Source organism: Peribacillus sp. FSL K6-1552 (assembly GCF_038005205.1).
GTDB lineage: Bacteria > Bacillota > Bacilli > Bacillales > DSM-1321 > Peribacillus > Peribacillus butanolivorans.
Window position 1 is genome coordinate 5,474,903 of the sequence record NZ_JBBOST010000001.1, and the last position, 23,666, is coordinate 5,498,568.

A 23,666-nucleotide genomic window follows, 5' to 3' on the forward strand; every position below is an offset into this window, starting at 1 on the left:
CATTTGAACTGGTGGGCTTTCATTTTCACTAGGAAACTGTTATCGCTGCAGTCTTGGTTTCTGCAAATACATGAAGCACAGGAACTTCCTCTTTAGCAGTCTTAAACTTAAGGACCTTTTGAACCACATCACTCTTTTCTTCGATGATGGTCATCCCTTCCAAGCTTACGTTAAAACCTCCTAAATTAGATTTCAACTCTCCCTCGATTGCCTTTCCTGGCGGCAGAATCAGCTGGACTTTTCCGGTAATCGATTTAGCATGTATAGAGTCGCAATCTAGCTCGGAGTTTTTGCAGACAATTTCACCATTAAAAGTTTGCACATCTATTTTTTTGAAATAACCATCCGCATTAATAGCACCGTTTAAGGTTTCAGCTTCCAAGTCATTATAATTTGTATCTGAAATGGTGATCGTTCCATTACCTGTTTCGAGCTCGCACGACTCACCATTACCCTGTAAAATATGAATCGCACCATTGGCTGTTTTTGCTTTGAGTTTATTGGATTCCAATGATTCGGCGGTTATAGCACCGTTAAACAACCTTACCTGAATGTCCTCATATTCCTTCCGAGGAATGTACAAAACCGCATCGACTTTAATGGATTTTTCGAAAACCTTAAACCTCATTTTCCCTTCTTCAATCGAGAAGTGAACATCCTCTAAAAAGTTTTTTCTCGCTTCTTCGATATCCTCCACCCTGTATACCTTTGCCTGACATTCAACCCGTACATCCTTATGATCCCAAGTAGCAATTTTTATTTTCCCATTGGCTATATCTATATCGACTCCATTCAGAACCTCATAATCATGCTGGAAAATATGACTGACATCAATTGATTTTCCAAAGTTGAAATCAAGATCGGTTTCTTTAATCTTCTTAAAAGCACTTTCAACAAAATCAATAATCTTTTCCTTTGATGACTGAATATTCTTCTTAAACGTGTCCTGAGTATTGTCCTCGCTTTTCTTATCCACGACTACGGTTGATAATTCATTTTGTAGTTTCTGCTCTTTCGCTTCACTTTCCTGACTAGCTTTTTCTAAGTCTTCCAAAAGACTCATTGCTTCTACCGCAGTCAACTTTCCATCTTGAATCATCTCTAAAATTTTCTTTCTTTCTTCCTGCATGAACATTCCTCGCTTTCTTATTTCATTTTATTCATACATACGCCTAGAAATCTAAAAAGTTTCATAAATACACTAATCCCCATTTCTCGACAAGGTGCTGCGACAATTTTCGAAAAGAGCAAAGTGGAATTTCCCCGGAAATATCTAGCTTTCATGGATTTTAATCAAATGATTAATTAAACTGACGCTGTCATATTTCCACATAAAAAAACAAGCCAACGGGCTTGTTTTTTTTATGCATGTTCATGCTCTTGTTCTTTTTCTTCAATCAATTTTTCCATTCTAATTTGGTCACGGGTCAGAACAGGCCTTAAGTATTTCCCTGTGTATGATTCGGAAACTTCACATATTTCTTCAGGCGTACCGTAAGTGACAATCGTTCCGCCCTTATCCCCGCCTTCTGGACCTAGGTCAATAATATGGTCCGCCGCTTTGATGACATCAAGATTATGTTCTATTACTAAAACAGTATCCCCATTGTCTACCAGCCGTTGCAAGACTTCGAGCAACCTCGCTATATCATGGACATGAAGTCCGGTAGTTGGTTCATCCAAGATATAAAAAGAGCGGCCAGTTGAACGGCGATGCAATTCAGAAGCGAGTTTCACCCTTTGGGCTTCACCGCCCGATAAAGTGGTTGCCGGCTGTCCAAGCTTGATATAGCTCAGACCAACATCATAAATCGTTTGTAGCTTCCGCTTGATTTTTGGGATATTTTCAAAGAAACTAACCCCTTCCTCAACAGTCATATCGAGAATGTCGGAAATGTTTTTACCTTTATATTTCACTTCAAGCGTTTCCCGGTTATAACGTTTACCATGACAGATTTCACACGGAACGTAGACATCAGGAAGAAAATGCATTTCAATCTTAATAATTCCGTCACCACGGCAGGCTTCACAACGACCGCCCTTCACATTGAAACTGAATCGTCCTTTTTTATAGCCACGGATTTTCGCTTCATTCGTTGAAGCAAAAACGTCACGAATATCATCAAATACACCTGTATAGGTTGCTGGGTTAGAGCGTGGCGTTCTACCAATAGGTGATTGGTCAATATCAATGACCTTATCTAAATGCTCGATTCCTTTAATTTCACGAAACTCCCCTGGTCTAGCTTTGGCGCGGTTTAGCTTTTGAGCTAATGACTTATGAAGAATCTCATTCACTAATGTACTTTTCCCCGAACCTGAGACTCCTGTGACAGCTGTAAAAACTCCAAGCGGGAATTTAACATTAACGTTTTTTAGGTTATTTTGTTTGGCCCCTTTAATTTCAATAACACGGCCGTCATTTTTCCGGCGTTCCAATGGCAGCGGGATAAATTTCCTCCCTGATAAATATTGGCCGGTTAAAGATTTAGGGTTATTCATGACCTCTTCCGGGGTTCCAGCAGCCACGATTTCTCCACCATGAGCGCCTGCACCTGGTCCGACATCAATCAAATAATCCGCCGCAAGCATCGTATCTTCATCATGCTCAACAACAATCAGCGTGTTTCCAATTTCACGCATATTCTTTAATGTTTCAATTAATCGATCATTATCTCGCTGATGCAATCCTATAGACGGTTCATCTAAAATGTAAAGAACACCAGTCAAACGGGAACCAATCTGTGTTGCCAATCGAATACGCTGGGCTTCACCGCCTGATAATGTTCCGGCTGCACGGCTTAACGTTAAATATTCCAAACCGACATTGGCTAGGAAACCGAGCCGCTCCCGGATTTCACGTAAAATCAATCTCGCAATTGCAGCTTCCTTTTCGGTCAAATCAAGCTCGTCAAAAAATACTAAAGCTTCTTCTACCGATAAAGCGGTAGTCTCACTTATATGAACCCCTTGAATAAGCACAGAAAGACTCTCTTTTTTCAGCCGATGTCCCTTACAGGTTGGACAGTGGTGCTCCGACATATATTTCTGCATTTGTTCACGAATATAGTCTGAGTTCGTCTCCTTAAAACGACGCTCGATGTTTCTTATGACGCCTTCAAATAGAATATGTCCCTCTTGCACCCTTCCAAAATCATTTTTATAGCGGAAATAAATTTTATCTTTACCTGAACCGTATAAAATTTTCTCCAATTTATCATCCGGTATATCTTTAACTGGCACATCCATATCTATGTCATAATGGGTGGCTACCGCTTCAAGAAGCTGAGGATAATATTGAGAACTCGTCGGCTCCCATGGGGCAATCGCATGTTGACGCAGACTTAATTCCTTATTCGGGATGACCAAATCACGGTCCACCTCAAGTCTCGCTCCCAAGCCATCACAATCAGGGCAGGCCCCGAACGGGCTATTGAAGGAAAACATTCTCGGCTCTAGCTCTTCGATGGAAAAGCCGCAGTATGGGCAGGCATGGTGTTCACTGAACAGTAGTTCTTCTTCACCCATAACGTCAATGATGACTTTGCCTTCACCAAGCTTCAAAGCACTTTCTAATGAATCCGCAAGCCGTGCCATGACGCCCTCTTTAATAACAATTCGGTCTATAATGACTTCTATAGAATGCTTTTTATTCTTTTCGAGAGTGATTTCTTCACTAAGATCGTGCATCTCCCCATCCACACGAACGCGGACATACCCTTGTTTTTTTACTTCTTCTAAAACTTTTACATGCGTTCCTTTTCTACCTGAAACAATCGGTGCCAATACTTGAAGCTTAGTTCGCTCAGGGTAATCAAGGATGCGATCTACCATTTGCTCAATCGTTTGAGAGGTAATTTCTATATGATGGATCGGACATGTTGGCCGGCCGACTCGAGCATATAGCAATCTTAAATAATCATAAATCTCCGTGACAGTCCCCACAGTTGAACGAGGATTCCGGCTCGTCGTCTTCTGATCAATAGAAATCGCCGGTGACAATCCTTCAATCGCATCGACATCCGGTTTATCCACTTGGCCTAAAAATTGACGGGCATAAGCGGACAGTGATTCTACATAACGTCTTTGACCTTCTGCATAAATCGTATCAAAAGCCAAGGAAGACTTTCCAGATCCAGATAATCCTGTTATCACGACGAGTTTATCTCTAGGTATCGTGACATCAATATTCTTTAAATTGTTGGCCCTGGCGCCTTTTATCACAATTTTCTCCATTGCCATGTTTCGTCACCCTTCCGCTTTTAACTCTAGTAATAAGTCACGCAGCTCGGCAGCGCGTTCGAAGTCTAGTGCTTTTGCTGCTTCCTTCATTTCTTTTTCCATGCTTACCATCACTTTTTCGCGCTCTTTTTTAGGCAACTTCGCGAGGCTTGGAGCAAGGTCTTCTTTATATTCTTCACCTTCTTCGGCTACATGAGTAGCCCGGATGGAGTCACGAATGTCCTTTTGAATGGTTTGCGGTGTAATTTGATGCTCTTTATTGTATCTTTCCTGAATTTCACGGCGCCGCTTCGTTTCATTAATCGCAAGTTCCATTGAATTCGTAATACGGTCGGCATACATAATAACGTGGCCGCTTGCATTACGAGCAGCGCGGCCCATCGTTTGGATGAGTGAACGCTCTGAGCGAAGGAAGCCTTCTTTATCAGCATCGAGAATCGTAACCAACGACACTTCCGGAATATCCAAACCTTCACGTAAAAGATTGATTCCAACCAGCACATCGTATTTGCCCATTCGTAATTCTCGGATGATTTCTATCCTATCTAATGTTTTTACCTCTGAATGCAGGTATTGAACTTTGATTCCAATTTCCTTTAAATAATCAGTTAAGTCTTCAGACATCTTTTTCGTTAAGGTCGTAATTAGTACCCGTTCATTCTTTTTAACCCGCTCCTGTATTTCACCTATTAGGTCATCTATCTGGCCTTCAATTGGTCGTACTTCAATCGTAGGATCTAGCAAGCCAGTAGGACGGATTATCTGCTGAACCATTTCCGGTGTGTGTTCGAGTTCAAATGGTCCCGGAGTTGCCGAAACGAATATAGATTGATGAACCTTTTCTTCAAATTCCTCAAATCGGAGTGGACGGTTATCTTTTGCAGAAGGCAGGCGGAAGCCATGATCAACGAGCACTTGCTTACGAGCCTGATCTCCATTGAACATGCCCCTGATTTGTGAAAGGGTTACGTGTGATTCATCCACAACTAATAGAAAGTCTTCTGGAAAGTAATCAATCAAAGTGTATGGTGTTGCACCTGAGGGACGGAGGGTTAAATGGCGTGAATAGTTCTCGATACCCGAACAAAAACCCATTTCCCGCATCATTTCTAAATCATAACGGGTCCGCTGCTCCAAGCGCTGAGCTTCAAGCAGTTTTTCATCTTCCCGCAATTCCTTCAATCGTACTTCCAGCTCTTTTTCGATATTTTGAACGGCGATCTTCATTTTCTCTTCACGAGTTACGAAATGGGAAGCTGGAAAAATTGCGATATGTTCCCGTTCACCAGTAATCTCACCGGTTAGGGCATCGACTTCACGAATACGATCAATCTCATCCCCGAAAAACTCGACCCGTACACAATGTTCATCACGGGAGGCCGGGAAAATTTCGACCACGTCACCACGAACCCGGAAAGTCCCCCGTTGAAATGCAATATCATTCCGCTCATATTGAATGTCCACAAGTCTGTGCAACAATGCATTTCTATCTATCTCCATGCCTGTGCGGAGAGATACCACCATCTCCCGATACTCTTCTGGAGAACCCAATCCATAAATACAAGAAACACTGGCAATGATGATCACATCTTTTCGTTCGAACAAAGAGGATGTCGCCGAGTGACGTAGTTTATCAATCTCATCATTGATACTTGCATCTTTTTCAATGAATGTATCAGTGGAAGGCACATAGGCTTCTGGCTGGTAGTAATCGTAATAGCTAACAAAGTATTCAACAGCATTATTAGGAAAAAACTCTTTGAACTCACTATAAAGCTGCCCTGCCAGCGTTTTATTGTGGGCAATGACAAGCGTCGGTTTATTGATTTGTTGAATGACATTAGAAACGGTAAATGTTTTCCCTGTACCCGTTGCCCCCAACAATGTCTGCATTTTCTTTCCTTCTTTTACACCATCGACAAGCTTTTCTATTGCCGCAGGTTGATCTCCTTGAGGAGAGTATTTTGAGACTAACTCAAACTTATCCTTCACCAAGCATAGCCTCCTACTGAAATATTTTTATATAAAAAACGGGATATACTATATCCCTTCTATTTATTCCGGTTTTAGAAAGTATATATACACATTCTACCACAATAGCCTCAAAACAAACCAGTAAAAAGCGAACGTCTATTCTATTTTTGGTTTTTTATAATCTTTAGATGTCGAGAGTAATAACAGGAAGAAGTACAAAAAAAGCACCTTTATGTCAGGCGCTCTTTGATGTTCGTTTCATCATTCTTTTTGACAACCAAAATCCCACTGTCAGTGACAGTGCGTCAACGATGATTAATAAATTTGTATGCGTATAACCTTTATATGCAGAAGCTGTAATCAACGCAACTGTTAAAACAAGACCCACGATATTATTATAGGTGACCCTTGAAAATAGCATAACAAGTAGACAAGGAAAGAAAAGGGCAGAAAGAAATTTAATCATTTTTTCATCTCCTTTATAAGAGAAAAATAGAATAGTTTCAGTTTAAATGATTATGAAGTTTTTTGCCAATCTATTTCCTACTATATTTAATAATTGTTCGGAAGGTTGGCTCCACCCACGTTTACAAATTTATTCTTATTAAGCAAAGAGACAAACCCCTTCTAAGAAGGAAGTTTGCCTCTTTTTTAATACGGATCTGCGTCATGTCCTTTTCTAGCTCCTTCCTCTGGGTTATCTGTCCCTCCCATAGGTTTTGAAGACTCTGTATGTTCAGAAGCTGAAGCTAAACCTTCTTTAAGTCTGCGACCGTATTCTTCATCAGCCTCCTCAGCAAGAGCAACCATTTTTTCCTGAATGCGTGGATCTGCTGGAGCTAATGCTGACACAAGATTGGAGATTAATTCATCTCTTTCCCAATCTTCAAATTCACGGAATGTTTCACCAGCCTGTTTCGTATTACTTTGCCGATCTATTGTTTCTCGAACAAGTTTTCCTTCTATAAAAGGTGTATACTCTTTGCCAGTTTGCTTGGCTTCTTTTAAACCACCTACAGTTGATGGTTCGTAGTTGATATGAGGACTTTGATCTCCTCTGCCAACTTCATACTGCATTTGTCCACCAGTTTGATTGGTTGCTGTTGGTTTTTTCGGTGCATTAATCGGTAATTGAAGATAATTTGCTCCTACACGGTGACGTTGTGTATCAGAATAAGAGAACGTACGCCCTTGTAACATCTTGTCATCCGAGAAGTCTAGTCCATCTACTAGGACGCCCGTACCAAATGCAGCCTGCTCCACTTCAGTGAAATAGTCCTCCGGGTTTTTATTCAATACCATCGTACCAACATGCAGCCATGGGAATTCATCTTTTGGCCAAATCTTTGTATCATCTAGCGGGTCGAAATCCAATTCAGGGTGATCATCATCACTCATAATCTGTACGTTGAGATCCCATTCCGGATATTCCTCACGTTCGATTGCTTCATATAAATCCTGTGTAGCATGATTGAAATTCGTAGACTGAATTTCATTAGCCTCTTTCTGTGTCAAGTTCTTTATCCCTTGTTTAGGTTCCCAGTGATACTTAACAAGGACTGCTTTCCCCTCTTCATTCACCCATTTATAGGTATTAACACCAGATCCCTGCATCATGCGGTAGTTAGCTGGAATGCCCCAAGGGGAGAACAAAAACGTAACCATATGAAATGTTTCAGGAGAGCTTGAGCAAAAATCAAAAATTCTTCTCCCGTCCTGTATATTCGTGACCGGGTCGGGTTTAAAAGCGTGAATCAAATCCGGAAATTTCATGGCATCACGGATAAAGAAAATTTTCAGGTTATTTCCGACAAGATCCCAGTTTCCATCTTCTGTATAAAATTTAACAGCAAATCCACGAGGGTCACGTAACGTTTCCGGTGAAGTCCCTCCATGAATTACAGATGAAAACCTGACGAATACCGGTGTTTTTTTACCCTCCTCCTGAAATACCTTAGCTCTCGTATATTTTGAAATCGGCTCGTCCCCTGCTTTACCAGTCGGAACAAAATAGCCATGGGCGCCTGCACCGCGGGCATGCACGACCCGCTCTGGAATCCGTTCTCTATCAAAGTGACTAATCTTTTCCAGGAAGTCGTAGTTCTCTAGTGTACTTGGGCCTCTGTTACCGACCGTTCGGATACTCTGATTATTCGTAATGGGGTGCCCTTGCCGGTTTGTTAACGTTTTTTCTGAGTTACCACTTGTTCTTTTGGATTTTTCAGACAAAACATTTCCTCCTTTGCTAATTAAAACCATAATACATTTTACCTTACCCTAATTCCCAAATCTTACTCGTCTATCTTCAACATTATTCAAGATATTGTAAGACCAAGTTCTGCGGTTTAAACCTGGTAACCAATGTTAATGAAAAAAAGTTAGCTAAAACTATACAATCTGAATTCAAAAAACAAACAAACTTAAAAGACCACGGTACAAAACGTGAAATTTCGAGGTTATTTAATCAAGCAGTACATTGGTAAAATTAGGGTTTTTCTCCAATCCCCAATCAAACCTAGAGGAAAAACTGATAGTAACTACTGGGGGATATTGGGTTAAAAAAACACTTAAATTTGATTTAAATTTCTATAATCATGAAAAAGCTTTGAATGGAAAGCTATTCAAAGCCTTTTTTGTGAGAAGACGAGCATACCCATTTTTGTATATGTCATCAAAGCTCCATTATAATTAAGGATAGAATAAAAAAATTCAAAAGCGAGGTGCCTTCAATGGATGAAACATTATTAGGAAGACTAAGCAGAATGATGACAGGAAAGGTCAGCCGCTGGGTCGTCATCGCTGTCTGGATAATTGCAGCTACAATATTAACAATAACGTTACCGGATGTTAAGGATCGCACATCCAATAATACCGCTGACCTGCCTGCAGACTCAGCTTCTGTCGTGGCTGATAAGCTCATTAAAGAAGAGTTCCCGAATTCCTCAGGGATACCCGCCTTACTTACATGGCATCGGGAAGGTGGACTGACAGAAGCCGACTTGGGCGAGGTTCAATACCTTTCCAAGGAATTGACAGAGAATCCATTAACACAACAATCATTTTTACCTCCTCTTCATGAAATCCCATTGCCTGCGCTGCAGGGATCTGTTTCAGAAGATGGCACGACTTTCGTACAACCGCTCTTCTTTAAGGAGAAAACTGAGACCGCTGTATTAGAAAAAAACCTTAAAATTATTAATAGAATAGTAACAGAGCGCGTTGGCCTTGACCCGTTCAAAGTTCAAACAAATACAGAAAATTTATCACTTCGTGTAACAGGCCCGGTTGGAATTTCTGTCGATGCAACTGGATTATTTTCAGGTGCAGATTTCCAATTACTTTTTGCGACAGTAATACTTGTACTTGTCGTGTTATTACTAATTTACCGCTCCCCACTTTTAGCCATTATTCCACTTATCGGAGTCGGCTTCGCCTATCTTGTCACCAGTCCAATCCTTGGATTTATGGCAGATCACGACTGGATTACAGTTGATTCTCAGGCTATTTCCATTATGACCGTATTATTATTCGGTGCAGGAACGGATTATTGTCTATTTTTAATCTCCCACTACAGAAGTGAATTAAGACATCATGAAAGTAAACGAGAAGCCATGATTGCAGCCTTTAAAGATTCATCAGGTGCCATTGCGATGAGTGGACTGACGATTGTAATCTCTCTACTAACTTTACTTGTAGCCAAATATGGAGCCTATCATCGTTTCGCAGTACCATTCAGCTTATCCATTTTAATCATGATGTTAGCAGCCTTAACACTCGTACCCGCACTACTTTCCGTATTCGGTCGAGCCTCTTTCTTCCCTATCGTTCCACGCACACCAGAAATGGAAGAAGCACGTGCGAAGAAAAAAGGCAAAACCGTTAAGAAACATAAAGAAGCAGGTCGCATCGGCAATTGGATTGGGAATATCGTAACAACCAAACCATGGGCTGTCATTCTTACATGCCTGATTATCTTCAGTGTATTAGCGGGCTATTCATCTCAAATAAAATATTCCTACGATATTCTATCTTCATTCCCTGAAGATATGAACTCCCGTGAAGGATATAAGGTCATTTCCGACTCATACACACCCGGAGAACTTGCACCAGCCACAGTGGTTGTCGATACTGATGGTAAGGACATCGACTTGGCGGATGAACTAAAAAAGATGAATCTGGTTGAAAGTGTCACAGATCCTATTAACAGTAAATCCAATAAGGATCTGCAGTCATATGAAGTCACATTCAATATCAATCCGTACGATATTGAAGCCATAAATTCAATTCCTGACATTCGCAGCCTAGCTGAAAAAGAACTGAAAGCCGCCAATATCTCAGCTGTTGATGAAAAAGTATGGATTGGAGGGCAAACAGCCACTCAATTTGATAAAAGAGATACGGTTAAGACCGATGAATTTATGATTATCCCAATCATTATCGTCTTGATTTCCTTGCTCCTTTTAGCTTACTTGCGCTCTGTGACAGCTATGATTTATTTAATGGGAACGGTCATCCTCTCCTTCTTTGCCGCTATGGGCTTAGGTTGGATAATCCTCCACTATTTCATGGGAGTGGAAGCAATTGAAGGTACAATTCCACTATATTCATTCGTATTCCTTGTCGCCCTTGGGGAGGATTACAATATCTTTATGGTTTCGAGTATCTGGCGCAAGAAAAAAACAATGCCTATCAAACAGGCAATCAGAGAAGGAGTCGCCGAAACAAGTGGGGTCATCACCTCAGCCGGCATCATCTTAGCAGCCACTTTTTCTGTTCTTGCTACACTACCAATTCAAGTACTGGTTCAATTCGGACTCATTACCGCACTCGGTGTGTTAATGGACACGTTCATCGTTCGACCATTCCTTGTTCCAGCGATTACCGCACTGCTTGGGCGCCGTGCCTTCTGGCCAAGTAAAGTCGCTATTCACGAAGAAAAAGAAAGTGCCCAATAATAAAGAAAGTTAGTTTTATTTTTTAAGAAAATAAAGTATTAAATAACCTGTGCCTCGTAACATCGGCACAGGGATTTTTGTATATTTTTCAAAATTAAGGAAAAATTCCAGTTGACACTAGTAAGCTAACCTCTTATAATTACATCAAGTTCAAATATCTCAAATTAAAGATATATAAATTCAAGATTAATATACTAGGAGGAAAAAACAATGACAAATACCAAATGGGCAATTGATCCGACTCACAGTGCAATTGAATTTTCTGTAAAACATATGATGATCGCAAAAGTAAAAGGGAGTTTTAATAAATTCGAGGCAAACATTTCTGCAAATCCATCTGATTTAACAACAGCTGAAATAGATTTTACTGTAGATGTAGCAAGTATCGATACACGCAATGCAGACCGAGATAATCACCTGCGTTCAGCTGACTTTTTTGATGTAGAAAAAAATCCGACTTTAACGTTTAAGTCAACGAAAATTGTGAAAACAGGCGATGATGAGTACGATGTGACAGGTGATGTAACCCTTAATGGATTTACTAATGAAGAAACATTCGCTATTACATTTGAAGGTCAAGGAAAAGATCCATGGGGAAATGAAAAAGCAGGGTTTAGCGGAAAAGGTAAAGTTAAACGCAGCGATTATGGTTTAACCTATAATGCAGCATTAGAAACAGGCGGCGTTCTTATAGGCGACCAAATCACACTTACCATCGAAATCGAAGCAGCTAAAGAAGCCTAATATTAAAAGCAGCTATCCATTAGGATAACTGCTTCTTTTGTTTTCGCATATGAAAACAAGTATTATAAATATCCTGATCCATCATGTTTAGCATTTATGATTTCCCGCCAGAAGACTCCCTCTTCAAGCGTGTGAAGGGCGAGAGCCCAACGGTAAGGGAGAGATGAATGGCGGTTGGCATAAGCCAAAGTAATCTTTTGACAAACATACGTTCTGTGGTTAATAATAACTATAAGGGGGTGAAACCAATGGTCGTAAACAAAGCTTATAAATTTCGAATCTATCCAACTAAAGAACAACTAGTTCTAATCAATAAAACGATCGGCTGCTCCCGTTTTGTCTATAACTTCTTTTTAGGCAAACAAAAGGAGAAAGATGCCTACTGGTATATTTGTGAAGAAATGAAGCAGAACGGCCAATTACCCTCTAATGAATGGAAAGGTTCTTTTCTGAATAAATACGCAACAATCAAAGAACTTCCAGCTTTAAAGAAAGAGTATTCTTTCCTGAAAGAAGTAGACAGTATTGCCTTACAGAAATCGGTGGAAAATTTAGCAGATTCCTATAGTCGATATTATAAAAAGCAAAACAAGTCACCACGCTTCAAATCGAAAAAGAATCCTATCCAGTCCTATACGACTAAACATACGAATGGGAATATTGGAATTGTTGGAAACAAAATCAAATTGCCAAAACTCGGTCTAGTTCGTTTTGCTAAAAGCCGCGAAGTCGAAGGGCGAATCATCAATGCCACAATCAGGCGGAACCCTTCGGGTAAATATTTCATTTCCGTTTTAGCCGAAACCAATGTACAAGTACTTCCTAAAACGAATCGTTCGTGCGGTGTAGATGTTGGTTTGAAGAACTTTGCTATTCTTTCAGATGGTACGGTCTATCAAAACCCAAAATTCTTCCGGACGGTCGAAAAGAAATTGGCCAAAGCACAACGGATTCTTTCAAGGCGACAAGAAATAGCCTTGAATCAAAATAAACCATTGGCTGAAGCCAAAAACTATCAAAAACAAAAACGAAAAGTGGCTATCCTACACGAAAAAATTTCAAATGCCCGAATGGATTACTTACATAAAGTTTCCACCGAAATCATCAAAAACCACGATGTTATTGGAATGGAAGACTTGCAAGTGTCGAATATGATGAAAAATCACAAACTAGCTAAAGCTATTAGTGAAGTATCTTGGTACCAATTCAAAAAAATGTTGGAATACAAAGCAAAATGGTATGGTAAACAAATCGTGACCGTATCTAAAACGTTTGCTTCTAGCCAATTGTGTTCTAGCTGCGGTTACCAAAATAAAGACGTTAAACATCTGAATCTTCGTGAATGGGATTGTCCTTTTTGTTCTACTCACCACGATCGAGATATTAACGCAGGACTCAATCTAATGAATGAAGCCATAAGGCTTCTAACCGTAGGAACTACGGGAGTAGCCTAATTAAAAATTGGCCGATAGGCTAATGTTCTTAGGAATCCCCCACTTCAATCAGACCGTAAGGTCGATAAGTGGTGGGCAGTTCAAGAGTTCCTAGTTTTATAAAGTAAATAAATAAAGTATGGCGCCCCAATACTTGCTGTAAAGACACCAGCTGGTATCTCTAGTGGTGAAAATAAGGTTCGCCCAATCAAATCTGCGATCATAACTAGTATACCGCCGAGTAAGGCTGAAGTGGGCAATAACACTCCAAAACTTGAACCTACCAGCCTTCTAGCCATATGAGGAGCCATTAATCCAACGAAACCAATACCTCCTGCAAAAGCAGTAGCACCACCTATCAAAGCTGTGCTTATCATCAATAATGTAAATCGCTGTTTTTGAACTTGCCCTCCAAGCCCGGTTGCCAAGTCATCACCCAGCTCTTGTAAATTAATATTTCTTGCATAAAGAAAGGCTAGTAAAAGAAATAGGATGGTCCATGGCGCAAGCACGGCGATATTTTGCCAGCTAGAGTTAGACACTGATCCCGTAATCCAAAGGTTTGCCTGGCTTGCTTGATAGATTGGGCCAAGAATCATCATCATAGTAGTGAGGGCTTTCATTAAAGCCATGACTCCTATCCCAATCAATACAAGTCTTATTGGGGGAACTCCATTTTTCCATGCTAAGAAATAAACAAGTAATGCAACAACTGTGGCACCAATAAACGCAGCTAGCGGCATCCAATTAATACTCACTGTTAAAGAATGATTTTTGTCGCTAAAAATAGCCATGAAACCAACAACAGCTACAGTTGCTCCTCCAGTTATTCCTAAAATATCAGGTGAGGCAAGTGGATTTCGAATCATCCCCTGAAGAATTCCCCCTGCTACTGCAAGACCCATCCCTACCAAAAGTGCCACAATAATTCTCGGCAGACGGAAAGACTGAATCACAAGGCGATCACCCTCAGTTCCTCCTCCAAGGAAGACCTGTAAGACACTCAAAGGGTGAATATTCATTTCACCTATCCCTGTACTGATCACAAACACTAACGCAGTAACCAAAAATAATACAAAAACAACAATTATAGCTTTTTTGTCCATTAGGAATGATATTCTTTCATTAAATAAACGAAAGTTCTTATATGACTTCATCGACCGCTGAACCCCTTTCTGGCAATATAAATAAAGAATGGGGTTCCGATAATAGCTGTCATAACTCCGACTGGAACTTCCTGTGGCATCAAAATATACCTTGATATGATATCAGCTGCAAGCAAAAGCACCGCCCCTAAAAGTCCAGCAAAAGGAATTAACCAGCGATGGTCAATACCTACTATAAAACGGGTAAGGTGGGGAACAACAATCCCAATAAAGCCAATTGGACCAGCAACCGCCACTGATCCTCCTGCGAGTAGGATAACTACCAGTCCCAGCACAATCTTAAGAAAAACTATATTTAAGCCAAGACCTTTTGCAACATCTTCACCCATAGATAACACATTCATTTTTCCGGATGTGATTAAGGCTAGGACCCATCCAACTGCAAGGTACGGAAACACTGCAGTTAAATTATCCAAACTCCTACCGGAAACTGACCCTGCAAGCCAAAATAAAACTTGCTCTAAAAGTGCCTCATTTGAGACAAGAAGACCTTGTGTTAGCGAAGATACCATGGCTGTCATTGCTGCACCAGCCAATGTTAGCTTCATCGGTGTTAACCCACCACGGCCCATGCTACCAATCATATATATACTTACCGCTGCTATAGCGGCTCCAATAAAAGACAGCCAAGTGAATACTTGAAGATTGCTTATTCCAAATATGGTGACTCCAGTAACAACCGCCAAGCCAGCCCCAGCATTGACCCCAAATATATCAGGAGAAGCAAGTGGGTTCTTAGTTAGAGTTTGCATTAATACACCTGAGATTGCTAGACTTGCACCAACTGCAGATGCGATAAGAGCGCGGGGAAACCTTACAGATTGAATAACAATATGTTCATTTGATCCATTGAAATGTGTAAATGCGTCAATGGCCATTTGCCAAGTTGTATTCGTATAACCGTATACGATGCTTGAGCACAGTAAAAAAAGCAGCAAAACAATGGCAGTAAATATTCCCATCCATTTCTGCCATGTATTTTTTAATAACATATCCAATTACCTTCCCAATCACTTTTGTAAATACTTATGATAATTAATTGTACTGGCGGTAAAGGGAATATGTCAATGAATTTGAGAATCATTTTCAATTATATATTGACAGAAAAGTATATTCATTTTATGATGATGCTGTTAAGTGCGAATGATTATCATTTGCTCTATATTAGGAGGGATACATAAGATGTTTAAGATTAGATCACTTTTTACTATTATTACTTTATTTGCAGTCCTCCTTCTAGCAGCTTGCGGAAGTTCAAATGACCAAGCAGAAGGAAATAAGGCTGATGACAAAAAAGAAGAGAAAAGCTATACAATTGAACATGCAATGGGAACAACCAAATTAGAAAAACAACCTAAAAGAGTGGTAGTTCTTACAAATGAAGGTACAGAAGCATTAATAGCTTTAGGAGTTAAACCAGTTGGGGCTGTTCAATCTTGGCTTGGAGACCCTTGGTACGATCATATTAAAGAAGATATGGATGGCGTTGAAGTTGTTGGTGTTGAGCATGAGGTGAATTTAGAGAAAATAGCCGCATTAAAACCTGACTTAATTATCGGAAGCAAGATCCGCCAGGAAGCTGTATATGATAAATTAAGTGCAATTGCTCCTACTGTTTTTTCAGAAACACTTAGAGGAGATTGGAAAGAAAACTTTAAATTATATGCAAAAGCTCTAAATCTTGAAGAAAAAGGTAACGACGTAATTGCTCAATTTGATGCCCACACTGAAGATTTAAAAGCTAAACTTGGTGATAAGGTAAATCAAGAAGTTTCTATTGTTCGTTTCATGGCTGGAACAACTCGTATTTATTACACAGATTCATTCTCTGGAGTAATTTTCGATCAATTAGGATTTAAGCGTGCAGAGCAGCAGAAAGAACTATTTACTGCAGATAACAAACTTGGTAACCTTGCAATTGAGGTAGGAAAAGAAGTCATACCTAAAATGGATGGAGATATTCTTTTCTACTTCACATACGCACCTGAAGGTGACAAACAAGCCCTAAGTACAGCAAAAGAATGGACAAATGATCCTCTTTGGAAAAACCTAGATGCAGTGAAAAAAGGAAATGCCTATGAGGTCAGCGACGCAACATGGAATACGGCTGGCGGTGTTATTGCAGCTAACAAAATGCTAGATGATCTAGAAAAAATAATGCTTAAAAAGTAAAACTCATACAAAGAAACGGCCTTTCTTGATTTAAAAATCGAGAAAGGCCGTTTCTATTTTTCAAATCATTTCAATTGAAATTTTGTCTCTTTCATCGAAATTAAGGTAGTGCTGTGGTCAAAGATCCAGTCAATATATATTGAAATTATTATTAGCCTATTTGATGAAGTCGTCTTGGCAACTATTTTCCTCTATATCGATTAACATCAAAAATAATACGTCCCGCAAAAATTATTAACGTGGAATTATGACACTATTCCAAGTGATTATGAAAAATCTCAATTACCCTGCTTGTCCACTTTCTTTCAATTGATCGTCAACAAATAGTATGCCTAATTCGTAATGCTCGCCGTCAAATAGGGCTCTTTGCACAAAACGAATTTGTTCATTATTACCGATTACCTCAAGCTTACAGTGAGCCCGATTTATTTGCAGCGCCCTGTATAACTCTTCTTCTTCCCTGACGACGATACCATTTATTTTCGAAATGATCTCGCCTTTTACTAACCCCATTTTATCCGCCGGGGACTGAGGGATAACGCCTAAGATCTGGACACCAAGCTTGCTTTTCGAAAAATAAAAAGGTAGCTTTGCGTCCGAAACCTTTTGGGAATAATGCAGAAACTCTCGTCCTAGAAGAGCTAAAACAGCTGTTATAATGGCCAATAGCGGGTACCAGTTACTAATAACCGCGAATGCAGTAATCACGAACCCTAAAGCTCCTACCTTTTTACCATGGGCCCTAATAGCTTGTTCCGGAAGCGTTCCATGAACTTTTTGCTTAAACCCAATTAAAAAGGGCACAACAATCGGTGACAGATACACTTCTCCGATTGAAAAAACCGGATACCATTCGAAAGGTGCTGGAAGTTCACCTCCTGGAATCATAACGAACATCGGAATTAGCCATATTAGTTGAGAAACATACACACCTATTGGCTGTCCCCGCTTGGAAACCTCCAACTGAGGGGATATCTTTTTACTTCCATTGCTAACAATCAGAAAGCCTTCAGCAATCAATAAAAACCCAATCAAAATAACGAGTGTTGGATAGACAGATTGATTCAACTGATTAAACGCATCCTGAAATATCGGCAGTTGGATATCTCTATCGTATAAAAAGAAAAGGATAAAGAAGGTGACTCCCATTGTATAAACGGGTGAAACAAATCTCCGGTTCATGGTCAGCACAGCTATCATCGTAACCGCTGCCACAATGATTAGCGCCGCCAGCGGAATGACGATTCCAGAAGCCAAGGTGAGGAAAGAAAGAATTAATCCCCAGATCACTCCTTGCGGAAACAAAGCACGCAGCTCCATGGATTTTCTGTAAATCTTCGTATTAAAGTCACGGCGTTCTCGTTTAACGCGAAGATAGCCTATGAATAAACAATATGCAATTGAAACATAAAGCAATGGATGAAGAAAAAGTTTTCCTAATCCTAGTAAGCATGCACTCAGCCAATCTGTTGTCAATTTCTTCCCACCATCCTTACAAGTAATCAAATGTATGTATAATTTCTCCTAGTCAGTTACCTCCTATTCTATCAAATATGTCAGCTCCCTGCCTATTAAGATGAAGAAAAAAAAGCGTTTCCTTAAGTTTTCTCTGTTCATCGTACTTAAAATATCCCCCTGCAAATTGAACCCATGCAAAAAAGGCACCGCTACAAATGAGCGATGCCTTCTCCTTTACTTCACCACATAATTCAATGCCGTGCGCAACTGAATATCATTGTCTTCATCCTGAATTTTTTCCAGAATTGCGGTTTCTAGGTGTGCAGCGGTTTTAGTGTCCAGTTTACCAGTCACTTTCAAACCATACTGCTTTTGGAATGCTTTAACTGCTATCTCTGTACTCCAGTCATAATAGCCATCTTCACGTCCCGTTTCAAAACCAAGTCCTTTTAAAATAGTTTGGGCATATTGAATTTGTTCATCAGTCATATCACGCTGCAGTACCTTTTCAACGGACAGCTGATGGGCATCAAAGAAATCCGGCTGTTTTACTTCAATTGTAGGCTTAATCCCCTTTTTATGAATCCAGTTCCCAGATGGCGTCAGCCACTTGTATAGCGTAAGTTTAATCTTGCTGCCATCTCCCATTGGTACAGCCTGCTGTACAGTTCCCTTGCCGAAGGTCTTCTCACCGATCAATGGATAGCCCCCTGCCTCCTGCATCGCACCAGCCAGGATTTCTGAGGCCGAGGCACTGCCCTTATCCGTCAAGACGGCGATTGGATAATCCTTTTCTTTATTTAGATTTGTAAAAAAGGATTGCGTTTCACCCGTTCTCTCAGCAATTTGTAAATATGGTTTATCCTTTGTTATAAACTCTCCAAGTATCGTTTCCACACTCGATAGGAGGCCGCCTGGGTTGCCGCGCACATCTATGACCAATCCTTTAATCCCTTTCTTTTCTAACTCCTTCATCTGCTTTTTAAAATCAGATGCGGTATTTTCCGAGAAAGTGGTTAATTCGATATAGCCAATTTGCTCTCCCGCCGCTTCTTTAATCGATGAAAAAACAGTATCAAGTGGAATTTCAGCACGAACCATATTGAATTCAATTGGATTTGAAACCCCCGCACGCTTTATTTCCATTTTAACGGCTGACCCTTTTTCACCACGGATTTTTAAGCGTGTCTCATACAAATCCAAACCTTCGACACTTTCATCATTCACCTTAAGGATTTGATCCTTCGGCTTTAACCCCGCTTTTTCTGCAGGGGAGTCTTTGTAAGGAGACACAATAATGACCTTACCATCTTCCATCCCGATTTCCGTACCGATCCCTTCAAAAGAGGAATCTAAAGTTTCATTAAATTGCTTAGCGGTTTCCTTGTCCATATATACGGAATATGGATCTTTCAAAGCTGACAGCATGCCTTGAATGGCACCTTCGACAAGGTGAGAACCGTCAACCTTGTCCACATACTGATTTACGATCAAACCATAAGCTTGTTCCACTTTTGCCCATTCCTTATCTTTTATTACCATTTGGTTTTCCTGCTTTGTCTCATTCTTACCTGAGAAACTTGTCCAATATATGCCCCCCCCTGCCCCAATAACTAATGACATAATGATCGCTAGAGGAAGTACCCATTTTTTGACCATATTTATCCCCATTTCTGCCCTGATATGTATTTCACTATATGAGCAGCTTGGAGGAAATATGCTTGTAGACAATAGTGAACACAACAAAAAAACAGACTAGAATTTTATCCTAGTCTGTTTTCTATTGATGTATTGGGTATTAATTAGGTATGTAGTTTAATGGATTTACTGCATTTGACTTGCTATAATTCCATGCACCTTTATGTAGCTCAAAGTGTAAATGCTGACCGTATGAATGTCCTGTGTTCCCCATGATACCAATTTGTTGACCTTTGGCAACAACAGAACCAGTACTTGCTTGTCTAGAGCTTAAATGCGCATACACCGTTGTCCATTGCTGACCACTGATTGAATGGGTAACAAAGATAACATTACCGTATGTACTAGAGAAGTAAGAACGGCTTACAACTCCGTCTGCTGCCGCTACAACAGGAACCGTTCCACTAGCAGCAATATCAATGCCGGCATGCTGTTTATTCCAACGCTCACCCATTGTTGAAGATACATATCCTGCACTTGGTCTAGTAAAAGTACCCGATGAAACAGCTGGCACTTGACTTACATTAGACGAAGATCGGGATGATGATGATGGTGCTGGTGATGATGAACTGCTGCTTTTTGCACTAGCCCCTGAAGAAGAAGATTGTTTTTTTGATTCAGCTGCCTGTGATGCCGCTTGTGCCGCTGCTTGCTCTGCACGTTTTTTCGCTTCGGCTGCCGCTTTTTTACGAGCTGCTTCCAATTCTGCAAGACGGTTTTGTTCTAAGTTGATAGCCGATTTGATAGCCGTTTCTTGAGCAGCAAGGTTCGCTTTTTCTTCCTCTAAGCCCATTTTCTCATCTTCATGTTTTTTGGTTTGTTGCTTTAATTTCTTAACTAAAGCAGCCTTTTCTTGCTTCTGCTGTTTTTGTTGCTTTTGGATTTCCAAAAGTTCGGCTTTGGCTACTTCTAAACTAGCAAGCTTCTTTTCAACAGCTGTCTGCTTTTCTTCTAGGTCCTTTTTATCCAACTCATGCTGCTTTAAAATATCCCGATCGGCTTCAGCAATTGTCGCTACAGCTCCGACGCGGTCAATTAAATCACCGAAACTGGATGATCCGAATAACACTTCTAGGTAGTTCACGTCCCCACCAGTCTCTTGGAAAGAACGCGCCCTTTCCTTCAATACTTCATTACGTTTGGCGATCCGTTCTTTTAATACTTTAATCTCTTCTTTTAATGCTTCAATTTCTTTTTTCGTTTGTGTAATTTCAGCATTTTTAGCATCGATTTTTTTTGTCGATTCTGCAATTTTTGCTTCAATGGCTGCAATTTGTTCCTCTGCCGTCAATTGTTTATCATGCAGGTTATCGATTTTTTTCTCAGTATCAGAAATATTCGATTCAACACCCGAACGTTTCTCCTGAATAGATTCTTTCTTTTGTTGCAAATCTGAAAGCGATTCAGCATAAGCCGAAGGTGCAGCTAAAATGCTCCCCAACCCGATCATTATTGAAGCATTCATGGCAATGATATTTTTTTTCAACGTTTCATTTCCCCTTTCAATCCCGTCACATCTAACGCCTTGTAACGTCTCTCTATTTGTACTAGGCTTCTTTTGACATTCGAGTGTAAAAGAAGGTGTGAAGATACATTTTTATACTTTTATACTTTTAAGAACTTCCTAACGGACATCAAGCTGCCCCATATCCCGATAACCGCGCCTATTGCAATAAGGATGGCCGAAACTTGATAAATAAACGGGCTTGCAGGTAGAAAATCTATGAATTTAAACGTAATCTGTGGTGCTGCATATTTATAAATATTGTAATAGAGTACTGAAATCAGACCAATTGGCACGATTGAACCGAGAATTCCCAACCAGAGTCCCTCTAAGAAAAATGGCCAACGGATAAAGTTATTTGTTGCTCCTACTAATCTCATAATCTCAATTTCTTTTCTTCTAGCTACAATTGTAATTTTAATAGTATTCGAAATAAGGAACATCGCAGTAAAAAGCAAACCTACAATAAGAACGATTCCTATATTTCTGGCTATATTCACGAAACTGAATAGTTTCTCGACGTAGCCTTGTCCATATTTAACACTCTGGATATATTCAAAACCTTCGATTTTTTTTGCCACCTTGATGACATCTTGCGGAGATTTCGTTTTGATAATGTAAACGTCCCTTAATGGGTTGTCCTGTTCAAATGGTTTGAAGGCATCACCATTATCGCCTAAATCATCTATTAAATTTGTGAGCTCTTCATCTTTTGGAGAGAATATGACTGTTTCGATGCCGCTCATCTCTGTAATTTTCTTACCGATTGCTTTTATATCGTCATCATTCGCAGCATTATCAATATGTGCACGAACTTCGACATCCTTCTCCACATTTCCCGCGATATGATTTAAATTCATCATGAGCACTAAAAAAACGCCAACCAATGTAAGAGTGACTGTTACTGCACTGACTGATGCAAACGTCATCCAACCATTACGGCCAATATTTTTAAAACTTTCACGGAAGTGACGGAGTAATGTTCTAAATTTCATATCCGTAATCACCTCGATGTTCGTCTCGAACTATTTTTCCACTTTCAATGGCAATGACACGTCGTTTAATATTGTTAACGATGTCCCTATTATGTGTGGCCATGACAAGTGTTGTTCCACGATTATTAATTTCTTCAAATATGTTCATAATTTCCCATGATGTTTCAGGATCTAGATTCCCTGTAGGTTCATCGGCGATAACCACCTTAGGGTCATTGACGATCGAACGTGCAATCGCAACCCTCTGCTGTTCTCCACCAGATAGTTCAGAAGGGAGCATTCTAGCTTTATGTTTAATCCCTACTAGATCAAGAACTTCCATGACTCTCATTTTAATTTCTTCTGGTTCTTTTTCGATAACTTCCATCGCAAATGCAACATTTTCATAAACTGTGAAGGTTTGAAGGAGTTTGAAATCTTGGAATACCATCCCGATATTACGGCGGAATAGAGGAACTTTCGAATTGCGGATACTTGGAAGGCTGACACCATTTACCAAGATATTACCACTTGTCGGCTTTTCTTCCCGATACATCATTTTGATGAAGGTCGATTTCCCGGCACCGCTGGGTCCTACTACATAAACGAATTCGCCTGGTTTTATTTTTACATTGAGTCCATTAATGGCAATTACGCCATTAGGATAGGTCTTTTTCACATCTATCATTTCTATCATTCTAAAACCACCTAATTTGCTTGTTTTTATATCTATGTAACTAAGCTTTTTCGACAATTTTCACTGGAATCTGACAGGAATCTTTCTTACTAGAGCACAGAAACATTATATCATCTAATTTTGTCAAATTAAGAATAAAAATATTACAGTTTCATTTCAGTGAGAAAGATTATCAACATCTACGTAATAATTCTAGGATTAGTTTTCTTGATTAGGGATTAGATGTGGGTTTTCTGTGGATTTAAAAGGAGGATAAATAAAACGCCCCGCTGTATGCAGAACGTTTCTATAGTCGTTATTTATGTCCAGCAAGCCATTCAGCAACTTTGCTCGCTTCGGTTCCCTGAATTATACCTTTTGGCATTGCTCCTTGACCTTTTGCAATGACTTGCTCGATTTCATCCTTTGATAATCTCGAACCAACTTTCGTTAAATTCGGTCCTACGCCACCTTCAAGATTTACTGCATGACAGCTTGAACATTTGTTTTCATAAATTTTCGCTGCATCTCCTGCATCTACGGTTGTAGTTTCGTTTTGATCACTTGCTGGCTCATTATCTGCATTATCATCGTTTCCTCCGCATGCAGCCAAGGCGAGAGACGTACCCATTATTAAGGCTAACCATTTCTTTTTCATAGAATTTACCCC

The 23,666-nt window shown here is 40.0% G+C and carries 17 protein-coding genes; 4 read left to right on the top strand and 13 right to left on the bottom strand.

The features are described 5' to 3' along the window. Positions 1-28: 28 nt before the first annotated feature. The 5 genes from NST21_RS26365 to NST21_RS26385 all read right to left on the bottom strand — a co-directional run bounded on the left by NST21_RS26365 (position 29) and on the right by NST21_RS26385 (position 8,445). On the bottom strand, positions 29-1,129 hold the full coding sequence (locus NST21_RS26365) for a DUF4097 domain-containing protein (RefSeq protein ID WP_340892161.1): 1,101 nt from the start codon (positions 1,127-1,129) through the stop codon (positions 29-31). Between the two features lie 233 nt (positions 1,130-1,362). Further along, a complete protein-coding gene (uvrA, locus tag NST21_RS26370; RefSeq protein ID WP_340892163.1) occupies positions 1,363-4,242 on the bottom strand; it encodes an excinuclease ABC subunit UvrA in 2,880 nt (959 codons plus the stop codon). Between the two features lie 6 nt (positions 4,243-4,248). Beyond that, a complete protein-coding gene (gene uvrB / locus NST21_RS26375; RefSeq protein WP_098177305.1) occupies positions 4,249-6,234 on the bottom strand; it encodes an excinuclease ABC subunit UvrB in 1,986 nt (661 codons plus the stop codon). Between the two features lie 217 nt (positions 6,235-6,451). Continuing rightward, positions 6,452-6,682 carry a CsbA family protein gene (locus tag NST21_RS26380; RefSeq protein ID WP_053348589.1) on the bottom strand — a complete coding sequence of 77 codons (231 nt, stop codon included), beginning with the start codon at positions 6,680-6,682 and terminating at the stop codon, positions 6,452-6,454. 185 nt (positions 6,683-6,867) lie between these two features. After that, positions 6,868-8,445, bottom strand: coding sequence for a catalase (locus NST21_RS26385; protein ID WP_340892165.1), 1,578 nt, complete (start codon positions 8,443-8,445; stop codon positions 6,868-6,870). 500 nt (positions 8,446-8,945) lie between these two features. On the opposite strand from NST21_RS26385, the gene NST21_RS26390 reads away from it, so the two are divergent. The 3 genes from NST21_RS26390 (at position 8,946) to tnpB (ending at position 13,369) form a co-directional block, all read left to right on the top strand. Then, the gene (locus NST21_RS26390; protein WP_340892166.1) at positions 8,946-11,171 is read left to right on the top strand and encodes an MMPL family transporter; all 2,226 of its coding nucleotides are present in this window, start codon (positions 8,946-8,948) and stop codon (positions 11,169-11,171) included. Positions 11,172-11,381: 210 nt separating this feature from the next. Continuing rightward, on the top strand, positions 11,382-11,915 hold the full coding sequence (locus NST21_RS26395; RefSeq protein WP_053348586.1) for a YceI family protein: 534 nt from the start codon (positions 11,382-11,384) through the stop codon (positions 11,913-11,915). Positions 11,916-12,163: 248 nt separating this feature from the next. After that, entirely contained in the window at positions 12,164-13,369 is a 1,206-nt protein-coding gene (tnpB, locus tag NST21_RS26400) for an IS200/IS605 family element RNA-guided endonuclease TnpB (protein WP_340887812.1), read from the top strand. An 80-nt stretch (positions 13,370-13,449) separates the two neighbouring features. Here the strand turns inward: tnpB and NST21_RS26405 are convergent, their stop codons facing one another. Together NST21_RS26405 and NST21_RS26410 are read right to left on the bottom strand one after the other, a co-directional pair. Next, the gene (locus tag NST21_RS26405; RefSeq protein ID WP_201187367.1) at positions 13,450-14,505 is read right to left on the bottom strand and encodes a FecCD family ABC transporter permease; all 1,056 of its coding nucleotides are present in this window, start codon (positions 14,503-14,505) and stop codon (positions 13,450-13,452) included. Then, the gene (locus tag NST21_RS26410) at positions 14,502-15,506 is read right to left on the bottom strand and encodes a FecCD family ABC transporter permease (RefSeq protein WP_340892169.1); all 1,005 of its coding nucleotides are present in this window, start codon (positions 15,504-15,506) and stop codon (positions 14,502-14,504) included. Before NST21_RS26410 ends, NST21_RS26405 begins: the two co-directional genes overlap by 4 nt. Before the next feature lie 190 nt (positions 15,507-15,696). Between NST21_RS26410 and NST21_RS26415 the strand changes: the two genes are divergently transcribed. Beyond that, positions 15,697-16,686, top strand: coding sequence for an ABC transporter substrate-binding protein (locus NST21_RS26415; protein ID WP_340892171.1), 990 nt, complete (start codon positions 15,697-15,699; stop codon positions 16,684-16,686). Positions 16,687-16,968: 282 nt separating this feature from the next. Here NST21_RS26415 and NST21_RS26420 read toward each other — a convergent pair whose 3' ends face one another. From NST21_RS26420 to cccB, 6 genes are all read right to left on the bottom strand, one after another. After that, complete coding sequence (locus NST21_RS26420) at positions 16,969-18,192, bottom strand: PDZ domain-containing protein (RefSeq protein ID WP_340892172.1); 1,224 nt, start codon at positions 18,190-18,192, stop codon at positions 16,969-16,971. A gap of 186 nt (positions 18,193-18,378) precedes the next feature. After that, positions 18,379-19,803 carry a S41 family peptidase gene (locus NST21_RS26425; RefSeq protein ID WP_340892173.1) on the bottom strand — a complete coding sequence of 475 codons (1,425 nt, stop codon included), beginning with the start codon at positions 19,801-19,803 and terminating at the stop codon, positions 18,379-18,381. A gap of 139 nt (positions 19,804-19,942) precedes the next feature. Further along, positions 19,943-21,328 (bottom strand): murein hydrolase activator EnvC family protein, encoded by a 1,386-nt coding sequence (locus NST21_RS26430; RefSeq protein WP_340892174.1) that lies wholly within the window; start codon positions 21,326-21,328, stop codon positions 19,943-19,945. 119 nt (positions 21,329-21,447) lie between these two features. Continuing rightward, a complete protein-coding gene (ftsX, locus tag NST21_RS26435) occupies positions 21,448-22,341 on the bottom strand; it encodes a permease-like cell division protein FtsX (RefSeq protein ID WP_201187375.1) in 894 nt (297 codons plus the stop codon). Further along, the gene (gene ftsE, locus NST21_RS26440; protein ID WP_201187377.1) at positions 22,331-23,017 is read right to left on the bottom strand and encodes a cell division ATP-binding protein FtsE; all 687 of its coding nucleotides are present in this window, start codon (positions 23,015-23,017) and stop codon (positions 22,331-22,333) included. The genes ftsX and ftsE overlap by 11 nt, the downstream gene beginning before the upstream one ends. Before the next feature lie 295 nt (positions 23,018-23,312). Next, positions 23,313-23,654, bottom strand: a complete 342-nt coding sequence (cccB, locus tag NST21_RS26445; protein ID WP_340892175.1) for a cytochrome c551 — start codon at positions 23,652-23,654, stop codon at positions 23,313-23,315. Positions 23,655-23,666 lie beyond the last annotated feature (12 nt).